Origin of the sequence: Jiangella alba (genome assembly GCF_900106035.1) — a bacterium.
Classification (GTDB): domain Bacteria; phylum Actinomycetota; class Actinomycetes; order Jiangellales; family Jiangellaceae; genus Jiangella; species Jiangella alba.
On sequence record NZ_FNUC01000004.1, the window covers coordinates 1,668,203 to 1,679,828 of the forward strand.

Annotated in this window: 12 protein-coding genes; 9 read left to right on the top strand and 3 right to left on the bottom strand. The window is 73.5% G+C overall.

Annotated elements, in window-relative coordinates; all coding sequences use genetic code 11:
- Positions 1-78: 78 nt before the first annotated feature.
- The 7 genes from BLV02_RS25580 (at position 79) to BLV02_RS25610 (ending at position 7,876) form a co-directional block, all read left to right on the top strand.
- Positions 79-837: an SDR family NAD(P)-dependent oxidoreductase gene (locus BLV02_RS25580; protein WP_069109015.1), complete on the top strand. Its 759-nt coding sequence runs from the start codon at positions 79-81 to the stop codon at positions 835-837.
- 49 nt (positions 838-886) lie between these two features.
- The gene (locus tag BLV02_RS25585; RefSeq protein WP_069109564.1) at positions 887-1,648 is read left to right on the top strand and encodes an SDR family NAD(P)-dependent oxidoreductase; all 762 of its coding nucleotides are present in this window, start codon (positions 887-889) and stop codon (positions 1,646-1,648) included.
- Between the two features lie 107 nt (positions 1,649-1,755).
- Complete coding sequence (locus BLV02_RS25590) at positions 1,756-3,030, top strand: ABC transporter substrate-binding protein (RefSeq protein WP_171906620.1); 1,275 nt, start codon at positions 1,756-1,758, stop codon at positions 3,028-3,030.
- Positions 3,027-3,965 (top strand): carbohydrate ABC transporter permease, encoded by a 939-nt coding sequence (locus BLV02_RS25595; protein WP_069109013.1) that lies wholly within the window; start codon positions 3,027-3,029, stop codon positions 3,963-3,965. Before BLV02_RS25590 ends, BLV02_RS25595 begins: the two co-directional genes overlap by 4 nt.
- A complete protein-coding gene (locus BLV02_RS25600) occupies positions 3,962-4,795 on the top strand; it encodes a carbohydrate ABC transporter permease (RefSeq protein ID WP_069109012.1) in 834 nt (277 codons plus the stop codon). The genes BLV02_RS25595 and BLV02_RS25600 overlap by 4 nt, the downstream gene beginning before the upstream one ends.
- A gap of 11 nt (positions 4,796-4,806) precedes the next feature.
- On the top strand, positions 4,807-5,700 hold the full coding sequence (locus BLV02_RS25605) for a dihydrodipicolinate synthase family protein (RefSeq protein ID WP_069109011.1): 894 nt from the start codon (positions 4,807-4,809) through the stop codon (positions 5,698-5,700).
- Positions 5,701-5,761: 61 nt separating this feature from the next.
- Positions 5,762-7,876, top strand: a complete 2,115-nt coding sequence (locus BLV02_RS25610; RefSeq protein WP_069109010.1) for an alpha-galactosidase — start codon at positions 5,762-5,764, stop codon at positions 7,874-7,876.
- On the opposite strand, the gene BLV02_RS25615 is transcribed toward BLV02_RS25610, so the two are convergent.
- Positions 7,873-8,433 carry a GNAT family N-acetyltransferase gene (locus tag BLV02_RS25615; RefSeq protein WP_069109009.1) on the bottom strand — a complete coding sequence of 187 codons (561 nt, stop codon included), beginning with the start codon at positions 8,431-8,433 and terminating at the stop codon, positions 7,873-7,875. The two genes, BLV02_RS25610 and BLV02_RS25615, sit on opposite strands and share 4 nt — an antisense overlap.
- 2 nt (positions 8,434-8,435) lie before the next feature.
- On the bottom strand, positions 8,436-9,854 hold the full coding sequence (gene pdxR / locus BLV02_RS25620; protein WP_069109008.1) for a MocR-like pyridoxine biosynthesis transcription factor PdxR: 1,419 nt from the start codon (positions 9,852-9,854) through the stop codon (positions 8,436-8,438).
- A gap of 127 nt (positions 9,855-9,981) precedes the next feature.
- Between pdxR and BLV02_RS25625 the strand changes: the two genes are divergently transcribed.
- Both BLV02_RS25625 and BLV02_RS25630 read left to right on the top strand, forming a co-directional pair.
- The gene (locus tag BLV02_RS25625; RefSeq protein ID WP_141711348.1) at positions 9,982-10,467 is read left to right on the top strand and encodes a Cif family virulence factor; all 486 of its coding nucleotides are present in this window, start codon (positions 9,982-9,984) and stop codon (positions 10,465-10,467) included.
- A 3-nt stretch (positions 10,468-10,470) separates the two neighbouring features.
- On the top strand, positions 10,471-10,848 hold the full coding sequence (locus tag BLV02_RS25630) for an SRPBCC domain-containing protein (RefSeq protein ID WP_074946664.1): 378 nt from the start codon (positions 10,471-10,473) through the stop codon (positions 10,846-10,848).
- A 6-nt stretch (positions 10,849-10,854) separates the two neighbouring features.
- Here BLV02_RS25630 and BLV02_RS25635 read toward each other — a convergent pair whose 3' ends face one another.
- Positions 10,855-11,598 (bottom strand): TetR/AcrR family transcriptional regulator, encoded by a 744-nt coding sequence (locus BLV02_RS25635; protein ID WP_069109005.1) that lies wholly within the window; start codon positions 11,596-11,598, stop codon positions 10,855-10,857.
- Positions 11,599-11,626: the final 28 nt, after the last annotated feature.

The following is an 11,626-nucleotide window of genomic DNA, read 5'->3' on the forward strand; positions in this document are numbered from 1 at the left end:
CGATCTACTCCCAATACGGACTGGCCTGCTCTGATGGAGGTGTCAGCCAAGTCAGAGAATCGAACGGGAAGGTCACCCATGAGAGTCGCCATCGTCACCGGCGCGAGCTCGGGCATCGGGCGGAGCACGGCGATCCAGCTCGCCGCACGCGGCGCCGGCGTCGTCCTCACCTACCACCGCAACGAGGCGGGCGCGCTGGACACCGTCGCCCGCATCGAGAAGGACGGCGGCGCCGCCGTCGCGCTCCCGCTGGACCTCTCCGACGCCGCCACGTTCCCGGCGTTCCGCGCCGCCGTCACCGCCGTCCTGCGCGAGCGCTGGCAGCGTGACACCGTCGACGTCCTGGTCAACAACGGCGGCTTCGCCGAGTCGGCGCCGTTCGCGGAGATGACCGAGGAGCGGTTCGACCGGCTCTACCGCGGGCTGTTCAAGGGCCCGTACTTCCTCACCCAGACGCTGCTGCCGGTGCTCGCCGACGGCGCCGCCGTCGTCAACGTCACCAGCAGCTCGGCGCTCGCGGCCGCGCCCGAGGCCGGGTACTCCGGCTACGCGGCGATGAAGGGCGGCCTCGCCGTCGCCACGCGTTTCCTCGCCAAGGAGCTCGGCCCGCGCGGCATCCGGGTCAACGCCGTCGCGCCCGGCCCCACCCGCACCCGCCTCGGCGACGACGCCATCGAGCGCTTCCCCGAGCTCGTCGCGCCGCTCGCTGCGAAGACCGCGCTCGGGCGCATCGGCGAGCCCGGCGACGTCGGCACGGTCATCGCGATGCTGGCCGGCGACGAGGGCCGCTGGATCACCGCCCAGCAGATCGAGGTCAGCGGCGGCTACGGGCTCTGAGCGCGATACTCCCTGGCGCGATCCGGCGGGGTGGTGTGTGCTGCTGCCCATGACCCGACCCGACACCCCGGTGGCCGTCGTGACCGGCGGCGCCCACGGCATCGGCGCCGCCGTCGCCGCGCGGCTGGCCCGCGACGGGCACGCCGTCGCCGTCCTGGACCTGAACGAGGCCGGCGCCGCGCAGACCGCGGCCGCCATCACTTCCGCCGGTGGGCGCGCCATCGGCCTGCGCTGCGACATCGCCGACGAGGCCGCCGTCACGGCCGCGACCGACGAGGTCGTCGCCGAGCTCGGCGCGCCCACCGTGCTGGTGAACAACGCCGGCGTCGGCCCGCCCGCCGCCATCACCGAGATGACCGTCGAGCAGTGGGACCAGCTGCTCGGCATCAACCTGCGCGGGCACTTCCTGGTCACCCGTGCCGTCGTCGGGCACCTGGTCGCGGCCGGCTGGGGGCGCATCGTCAACGTCTCCAGCATCTCCGCGCTTGGCGACGACGGCCGGTCGCACTACTCCAGTGCGAAGGCGGGGCTGCTCGGCTTCACGAAGTCGCTGGCGCTCGAGCTCGGCCGGCACGGCGTCACCGCCAACGCGATCGCGCCCGGCTTCATCGTCAGCGACATGACGGCGGCCACCGCGCGGCGGCTGGGGCGCGACGTCGAGGAGCACCAGCGCATTGCCGCCGCGTCCATTCCGGTCGGCCGGGTCGGCTACCCCGACGACATCGCGCACACCGCGTCGTACCTGGTCAGTCCCGACGCCGGCTTCGTCACCGGGCAGGTGATCTACGTGTCCGGCGGGCCCGCCGTCTGAGTCCGTCTCCCTGCTGGATCTGCTGCCGCAGATCCACCCATTGACGGGATATGGGATATCTGACTACTGTCTCCGCGAGGCGCGAATCGCGGACACAGGGAGGTGTCATGGGCACGACAGGCGGGCGGTCGGCGGCCACATGGACGGCACGGGCGGTGGGGGTGCTCGCCGCGGCGGGGCTGCTCGCCGCATGCGGCAGCGGCGACGCCGACGAGACCGGCGGCGGGGACGACGGAGGCGCGGCCACGCTCTCGCTGTGGCACTACTACGGGACGCCGGACACCCCGACCGGTGCGGCGTTGCAGGGCCTGCTCGACCGGTACGAGGAGGAGCACGACGGCGTCACCATCGAGGCGCGGCACATCCCGTTCGGCGACTTCACCCGCACGCTGCTGCAGTCCGCGGCCGGCGGCGACCTGCCGGACATCGCGCTGATCAACGGCTTCACCACGCAGGCGCTGGCCGACGCCGGGGTGATCCAGGACCTCAGCGACCGCGTCGACGAGTGGGGCGAGGCCGACCGCTACTTCGAGACCGGCTGGGAGACCACGCAGGTCGACGGCGCGACGTACGCCGTCCCGCACGTGGCCGACGCGTACGCCGTCTACTACAACGAGACCATGCTGGCCGAGGCCGGCCTGGAACCGCCCACCACCTGGGCCGAGATGCAGGACCACGCCACCCAGCTGTCCGACGGCTCGCGCTACGGCCTCGCGTTCAGCGGCATCGAGGGCGACGAGGGCGCGACGGCGCTGGTGATCCGGCTGCTCGCGGCCGGTGGCGACCCGGCCGACATCGACACCGAGGCCGGTGCGACGGCCCTCGGCCAGTTCACCGACCTGATCAACGGCGGCGCGGTGTCCAGCGGTGTCCTCACCTGGAACGAGGAGGACGTCAAGAACCAGTTCGCCAACGGCCAGGCCGCCATGATGATCAACTCGGCGACCTACCTGAGCATCCTGGCCGAGGAGAACCCGGAGCTGCAGTGGAACGTCGCGCTGCTGCCCTCCGACGTCGAGGCGGCCACGTTCCTCAGCCAGGAGAACCTCGCCATCAGCACGTCGACGGAGAACGCGGACGCCGCGTGGGACGTCATCGCGTGGATGCAGCAGCCCGACGTGCTGGCCGAGTACCTGCCCGAGCGCAACAAGCTGGCCGCGCGCGACGACGTCGACACCGGCGACGACCCGGTGCGGGCCATCTTCGCCGAGCAGCTGCAGCAGGCGTGGGCGCCCGAGGGCGATCTCGCGGCCGCGTCGTCGGAGGTGCTGACCCGCATCCAGGGCGCGCTGCAGGCCGCCGCGGGTGGCGGGGCGAGCGTCGAGGACGCGCTGGCCGACGCCCAGGGCCAGATCGACGAGGCGCTGGCGAACGTCGAGTGACCACCACCGTCGCCCCGCCGGGAACGGCGAGCACCACTCCGGCCCGGGCCCCGCGGCGGGCCCGGCGCTGGGGCGACCACCTGTTCGTCGTCCCCGCGGTCCTCTTCGTCGCGGCGACCGTGCTCTACCCGCTGATCTTCAACATCGACCTCAGCTTCCGCGACGTCGGCGTCGCGCAGATCGTCACGGGCGGGGCCGAGTGGGTCGGCTGGGAGAACTACGCCGACCAGCTGGGCCGGGACTCGTTCTGGCACGCGCTGGTGACGTCGCTGCTGTACACGGGGCTCGCCGTGGCCGTCGCGTTCGCGCTGGGCATGGCGCTGGCGGTCTACTTCAACCAGCGCTTCCCGGGCCGCAACCTCATGCGCTCGCTGCTGCTGCTCGCCTGGATCCTGCCGACGGTCGTCAGCGCCAACGTCTGGCGCTGGATGCTCGACGGCAGCTACGGGCTGATCAACACGCTGCTCGGGGCCGTCGGTCTGGTCGACGGCGACGTGTTCTGGCTGGCCCGGCCGGTGCCGGCGCTGTTCGCCGTGGTCATCGCGACGGCGTGGTCGTTCACGCCGTTCATCATGATCCTGCTGCTGGCCGGCCTGCAGGGCATCCCGGACACGCTGTACGAGGCGGCCACCATCGACGGCGCGGGCGCGTGGCGGCGGTTCACGAACGTGACGCTGCCGCTGCTGAAGCCGGTCAACCTGACCGCGCTGCTGCTCTGCTTCATCTCCACCTTCAAGACCTTCGACACGGTGTTCCTGATGACCCGCGGCGGTCCGGGCGAGGCCACGATGATCCTGCCGATCTACGCCTACAACGAGGCGTTCGAGTTCTTCCGGTTCGACACCGGCGCCGTCGCGACCACCCTGATGCTGGTGGTGCCGCTCGGCCTGTCGGTCTTCTACTTCCGGTCGCTGCGCCGCGAGGAACTGTCGTGACGGCGGCCCGGCGCAAGCGCGGCTGGCTGAGCGTCGGCGGCGTGCTCATCACCGTCGCTTACCTGCTGCCGGTGTACTGGATGCTGGCGACCTCGCTGAAGCAGTCCTCGGACATCTTCTCCACGCCGCCGGACCTGTTCCCGTCGCCGATCAGCCTGACGTCGTACACCGAGACCGTCGTCAACCACGCCGGCATCGGCCAGGGGCTGCTGAACAGCACCGTCATCGCCGTCGGGACGACCGTCGTGACGCTGGCGGTCGCGGTGCCGGCGGCGTACGCGCTGGCCCGGCTGCGGGTGCGGTTCGTCGCGCTGCTGATGCTGCTGTTCCTGGTCGTGCAGATGGTCCCGGCGGTGAACCTCGCGCTGCCGATGTTCGTGATCTTCAGCCGGGCCGACCTGGTGAACTCCTACCCGGGGCTGATCCTGGCGAACTGCTCGCTGGCGATCCCGCTGGCCATCACCATCCTGCGGCCGTACTTCCTGTCCGTGCCGGGCGAGGTGATCGAGGCGGCCAAGATCGACGGCTGCACCACGTGGAGCGCGTTCCTGCGGGTCGCGCTGCCGGTCTCGGTGCCGGGTGTGATCACCGTCGCGGTCATCAGCTTCCTCGGCGCGTGGGGCGAGTTCGTGTTCGGGCTGGCGCTGGCGTCGGACGCGGGCATGCAGCCGATCACCGTCGTGCTGGCCGGGCTGACGAACTCGTTCGGGACCCGCTGGAACGACCTGATGGCCGTCTCCGTCGTCGTGGCGCTGCCGATCATCGTCGTCTTCGTCTTCCTGCAGCGCTACATCGTCGGCGGCCTCACCGCCGGTGCCACCAAGAGTTAGAGGAGCTGTGCATGAGCGCGTTCGAACTGTGGGCGGCGACGCCGACCCCGTTCCGGCCGGACGAGAGCCTGGCCGCCGAGGTCGTGCCGGCCCAGGCGGCGCACCTGGTCGAGCTGGGCCTCGACGGCGCGTTCGTCGGCGGCACCACCGGTGAGTCGATGGCGTTGACGGTGGACGAGCGGGCCGAGCTGATCGGCGCGTGGGCCGAGCACCGCGGCGACCACCTGCTGCTCGGGGCGCACGTCGGCGACCTCAGCGTGGTGGACGCCCGGCGGCTGGCCCGGCACGCGGCCGACGCCGGCGTCGACCTGATCGCCGCGGTGGCGCCGTTCTACGGCGAGCCGCCGTCGGTCACGGCGATCGTCGACTACCTGGCCGAGATCGCGTCGGCCGCCCCTGACGTGCCGCTGTGCTACTACCACATCCCGTCGATGACGGGGCTGCGCGCGGCGCCGTCGGCGGTGGTCGAGCAGGCCGCCGCCCGGGTGCCGAGCCTGCGCGCCGTCAAGTTCACCGACGGCGACCTGCTGGAGTTCATCCGCACGCGCGAGGCCGCCGACGGCGTCCGCGTCTACTTCGGCAAGGACGAGCTGCTGCCGGCCGGTGTGGCCTGCGGTGCGACCGGCGCCATCGGCAGCCTGTACAACGTGCTGGCGCCGGTGGCCCGCGAGGTGCGGTCGCGGATCCTGGCCGGCGAGGTCGAGTCGGCGCTGGCGCTGCACCGTCCGTTCCGGCAGATCGCCGCGGTCGCCGACCGGTGGGGTTCGATCCCGGTCGTCAAGGAGCTGATCAACCGGTTCGGGCCGGACGCCGGCTCGGCGCGGGTGCCGTGGGGGCGGCTGGGCCCCGACGCGCTCGCCGCCGTCGACGCGCTGGTCAAGGAGCTCGACACGGCCGCCTCCTGACCGCTGCGCCGGGTCTGGCAGGCTGATCCGGACTTGTCGCCGCGTGAGGGAGATTCGCCCGATGGACGACCGCATGGTGGTGCTGACCCGGGCCGGTGCCTGCCTGGTGCTCGACCTGGACACGCCGTGGCTGCCGCGGGTGCTGCACTGGGGCGCTGACCTCGGCCCCGGCGTCGACGCCGCGGCGCTGCGGGCCGTGGCGGTCCCCGGCCGGCGTGGCGGGGCGCCGGCCGACCCGGCGGCGCCGTCGCTGCTGCCCGCGCAGGCCGACGGCTGGGCCGGGCGGCTGGGCGTCGAGGGCGCGCGCGACCGTGCCTACCCGCACCTGCGGCTGGCGCCGGTCGGCGTCGCCGTCGCCCCTGACGGCGGCGGCGTCGAGGTGACGTCGCGCGATTCGGCGGCGGAGGTGTCCGTCGTCAGCTCGCTCGTCCTCGACGACGCCGGTGTGCTGCGGCTGCGGCACACGCTCACCAACGAGGGTTCCGGTGCGTGGACGGTCGGCGGGGTGCGTGCCGTCCTGCCGGTGCCCGACCACGCCGCCGAGCTGCTGCACTTCAGCGGCCGCTGGGGGCTGGAGAAGATCCCGCAGCGCGAGGCGTTCCTGCCGGGCATCCGGTCGCTGGAGACCCGGCGCGGGCGCACCGGCCACTCGCACACCGGGCTGCTGGTGGCCGGGTCGGCCGGGTTCGGGTTCGGGTCCGGCGAGGTGTGGGGTGTGCACGCCGGCTGGAGCGGCTGGACGGTGCACGACGCCGAGCGGGTCGCCGAGGGCTGGTCGACGCTGGGCGCCGGTGAGCTGCTGGCGCCCGGCGAGGTGGTGCTGGCGCCGGGGGAGTCGTACGCGACGCCGGACGTCCACTTCGTGTACTCCGACTCCGGCCTGGACGGGCTGTCGGCGCGGCTGCACGCGTCGCTGCGTGCGCGTGCGTCGCACCCGTCGACACCGCGGCCGCTGGTGCTCAACACGTGGGAGGCGGTCTACTTCGACCACGACCTCGCGCGCATGAAGGGGCTGGCCGACGTCGCGGCCTCCGTCGGCGTCGAGCGCTTCGTCGTCGACGACGGCTGGTTCCTCGGCCGCCGCAACGACCTCGGCGGCCTCGGCGACTGGTACGTCGACCCCGACCTGTGGCCCGACGGGCTGCACCCGCTGGTCGATCACGTGCGTTCGCTGGGCATGCAGTTCGGCCTCTGGGTCGAGCCGGAGATGGCGAACCCGCGGTCGCGGCTGGTCGAAGAGCACCCCGACTGGCTGCTCAACGACCCGTCGCGGGTGCCGCGGGAGTGGCGCCACCAGCACACCGTCGACGTCGCCAACCCGGAGGTCTACGCCTACCTGCTGGAGCGGCTGGACAAGCTGGTCGGCGAGTACGCCATCGACTACCTCAAGTGGGACCACAACCGCGACCTGCTGGAGGCCGTCCACGACGGCCACGCCGGCGTCCACGAGCAGACCGCCGCGGTGTACCGGCTGCTGGACGAGCTGCGGTCGCGGCACCCGTCGCTGGAGATCGAGTCGTGCTCGTCCGGCGGCGCCCGGGTCGACCTCGGCATCATCGAGCGCACCGACCGCGTGTGGGCGTCGGACAGCAACGACCCGCTGGACCGCCAGGCCATCCAACGGTGGACGTCGCTGCTGCTGCCGCCGGAGCTGATCGGCGCGCACGTCGGGCCCGGCCACACGCACGTGTCCGGGCGGGTCACCGAACTGCAGCTGCGCTGTGCGACGGCGCTGTTCGGCCATGCGGGCATCGAGTGGGACATCACCGAGTGCTCGCCGGCCGAGCTGTCGCTGCTCTCCGACTGGGCCGCGACCTACAAGCGGCTGCGTCCCCTCCTGCACACCGGCCGCGTCGTCCGCGCCGACACCGACGACGCCCACGTGCTGCACGGCGTGGTGGGCCCGGGCCAGGCCGTCTTCGCCTACGTCGCGCTGCAGACGATGACCGCGGACATCCCGCCGCGGCTGCGGCTGCCCGGCCTCGACCCGGCGGTGACCTACCGGGTGACGCCGCTGGCCGGGCTGAGCAGCGCGTTGCCGCGGTGGGCGCGGCCGGCCGCCTGGCTGGAGTCGGGTGCGGTGGAGCTCCCCGGCCGCGTGCTCGCGACGGTCGGCCTGCAGGCGCCGCCGCTGAACCCGGGCCAGGTGCTCACGCTGGAGCTCACCGCCGTCTAACCGAGGCGCCGGACGTACCGCCGGCACACGTGGACCCGGCGGAACCGGGCGCGCAGCTGCGCTTCCCGTTCGATCGGGGCATGGGCGAAGACACGCACGGGCGTTCCGAGGCCGTCGGGCGCGGTGAACCCGGCGTCGCGCTCGTCCCAGTCCTGGTAGACGTGCAGGTAGCGGTGGTCTTCGCGAAAGCCGTTGCGGCGGTACCACGCGTTGGCCGCCGGGTCCTCCCGCGTCCACGCGTCGAGGGTTCGGAGCTTCCGTTGCTCGAGCTCGGGGAGCGCGGCATGCAGCAGCCGGGTGGCGATGCCCGACCGCGAGTGCTCCGGCAGGACCGCCACGGTCTCGATCGTGGCGGCGTCGGCGCCGATGCTCACGTCGAGGATCCCGACGACCTCGGTGCCGGCGGCCGCCACCAACTGGATCGACGGCCCGTCGAAGCGCGGCCGCTGGGTCACGACGTCGTCGTAGTACTGGGTGGCGAAGAAGCTCAGGAGCCGGCAGCGCAGCCAGCTCGCCGCGTCGGCGTCGTCGTACGGGCGGATGTGCGCAGGCTGCATGGTCAGGGCAGCGTCTCACGGAGGCGGGCGAGGCCGGCGGCGATGCGGTCCTCGGCGATGGCGCCGTAGCCGAGCGCCAGCCCCCGGACGGGGTGCGTCACCGCCAGCGGCGACAGCGGCAGCACCTCGACCCCGGCCGAGCGGGCGCGGGCGGCGACCTCGACGTCGTCGGCGGAGGGGTCGGTGAGCAGGGCGGTCACGTGCAGGCCGACCAGCGACGGGACCGGCTCGAGCCGGCCGGCGAAGTCGCGGCGCAGCAAGGACGTGACCAGATGGTGCCGCCGCGCGTACACCCGGCGCATCGCCTTGAGGTGCCGGGCGAACAGGCCCTCGTCGATCAGCTCGGCGAGCGCCGCCTGGGCGGGCACGGCGGTGTGCCAGTCGAGCAGCTGTTTGGCCTTGTGCATGGCGTCGCGCAGCGACCGCGGCGCGACGACGAAGCCGAGGCGCAGGGTGGGCAGCAGCGTCTTGGAGAACGAGCCGACGTAGGCGACGTGGCCGGCGGCGCCGAGCCCGGCCAGTGGCTCGAACGGGCGCCCGGCGAACCGGAACTCGCTGTCGTAGTCGTCCTCGACGATCAGGGCGCCGGTGCGCCGGGCCCACTCCAGCAGCGCCAGCCGCCGGCCCAGCGACATCGACGGGCCGAGCGGGAACTGGTGCGACGGCGTGACGTAGACCAGGCGGGCGGCGTCGGGCAGCGCGCCGACCACCAGGCCGTCGCCGTCGACCGGGACCGGAACGACGGAGTAGCCGGACGCCGTCAGCAGCTTGCGCGGCAGCGGGTACCCCGGGTCCTCGACCGCGACGACGTCGCCGGGGGCCAGCAGGACCCGGGCGAGCAGGTCGACGGCCTGCTGGCTGCCGCTGGTCACGATCACGTCGCCGGCCGACGCCGGGACGCCGCGAGCGACGGCGACGTGACGGGCGATGGCGGCCCGCAGCGCCGGGTGCCCGGCCGACGCGATGTGCGCGCCGGTCCCGACCGCCGACGCGCGCAGCTGGCGGGTCGTCACCCGCCGCCACGCCGCGTACGGGAACAGCGTCGCGTCGGGGACACCGGGACGGAAGTCGTACTCGGCGTCGGCCGCGGCGAGGTCGGCCGCCTCGGGCAGCCCGGCCCACACCGCCCGTGGCGCGAGGGCGACCTGGTCGCCGTCGTCGCCGGGCGGCCCGTCCTGGGCGAGGCCGTCGGCAACGAACGTGCCGACGCCGGGGCGGGCGGTGAGGAAGCCCTCGGCGGCCAGCCGGTCGTAGGCCATGCTGACGGTGTTGCGCGCGATGCCGAGGTCGCCGGCCAGCTCGCGCGTCGGCGGCAGCGGCTGCCCGGCGGGCAGCCGTCCGGCCAGGATCGCGGCGCGGACCTGCCGGTACAGCTGCCCGGACAGGTCGCCCCGGCCGTCCAGCCGCACGTGCAGGTCCATGGAGCCTGAGCTTAGGGCGTCACCGTGCCGTGACCGGCTCAGTGCGGAACCCCTCGCTGTGGCCCAGCGGGCGTCGTCCGGGCCTGGCTAGCGTGCCGGGCATCGGCAGGAACTCGGAGGGGTGACGATGCAGAAGAACACGGTACGGACGCTCGCCGCGGTGCTGGCCGCGGGTGCGGTGGCGCTGCCCGGCATCGCGGCGGCGACCGACGGTGCAAGCGGCGAGAACCGCGGGTGCGCGGCGAGGTTCGACGAGGCGCAGCGCGCCGACATGGAGTCGTTCCGCGACTTCGACGCCGAGACCTGGCGCGACGGCCACCACGAGGACGCCGTCAGCGTCTTCGCCAGCGGGCACCGGTTCTCGGGCATCGACGCGATCATGGCCGCGCAGAAGAGCCACTTCGAGAACCGCGAGGCGATCTGGACGTGGACCGAGATCGACCGCCACGTCCACGGCTGCAAGACCGCGACCATCGAGTACGACGCCACCTACGAGCTGCCCAGCATCGGCTTCAAGTCGCGCGCGCTCACCGTCGTGACCTACACGTTCGAGCGGGGCCGCTGGCTGTCGATCTACGACCAGGGCACCGCGTTCCCGGCGCCGGCGCAGTAGCCCGTGATCGACACGGTGGAGCACGGCTCCATCGAACGCGTCATCCACGTCGAGGCGCCGCCGCACGTGGTCTACGAGGTGCTCAGCCGGCCCGAGCACCTGCGCCGGTGGTGGCCCGACGACGCACGGTTCGAGCCGGTCGTCGGTGCGCGGGGCGAGCTGATGTGGCGTAACACGGCCACGGCCGGGACGGAGACGGTCGCGCTCGCCGTCGTCGACGCCGACCCGCCGCGGCGCATCTGCTACCGCTCGTCCTCACCCGAGTTCGGCGGACGGCCGTCGCTGCTGGTCGCGTTCGCCCTGGTCCCGGAGCGCGGCGGGACCCGGGTGCACCTCACGCAGACCGCGTTCCTCACCGACGGGGCGCCGTCGCCGGCGTGACGAGGGTCAGCGCAGCCGGCCGGCGACGCCGTCGAGGAGGAGGTCCAGCGACAGCCGCATGACGGCGTGCGGGTCGCCCGCGCCGGCCGCCTCGCCGGCTGCCGCGCCGACCCGTCCCGCCAGCGGGAAGCGGGACTCGCCCATCGAGCGTGCGAGGGCCGGGCTCACCGTCGCCCACCAGTCGAGGTCGCCGCCGGCGGCGCGCACGCGGCCGAGCCCGACCTGCTGCCGCGCCGTCGACTCGACCAGCGCGAGCACGCCGCACAGCACCTGGTCCATCTCGAGGTCGCTCAGCCCGATGCCGTCCAGCGGCGCCAGTTCGAGCTCGTACTTCGCGGACACGCCCGGCCCGAGCACCGGCCGCCCGGGCACCATCTCGACGGTCCACGGGTGCCGCAGGTGGTGGCGCCAGTTGCGCTCGGCGATGTGCCGCAGCCCGGCCCGCCAGCCGTCCTGCTCGCCCGGCAGCGCGCCGTCGGCGTACGCCTCGACGGCGACGGCGTCGAGCATCAGCTCGACCAGCTCCGGCTTGCCCGGGACGTGGGTGTAGAGGGTCATGGCGCCGACGCCGAGGCGGTCGGCGACCCGCCGCATGGTCAGCGCGCCGAGGCCCTCGGCGTCGGCGATGGCGATGGCGTTCTCGACCACGGCCTGCTTCGTCAGCCCGGTGCGGCCGGGCCGGTCGGACGGTTCCCAGAGCAGCGAGACCAGCCGGCTGGGGTCGGACGGGCGCGGGGCGTTCGAGGGCACGGAAATATCCTCTCACCTTCCGTACGTT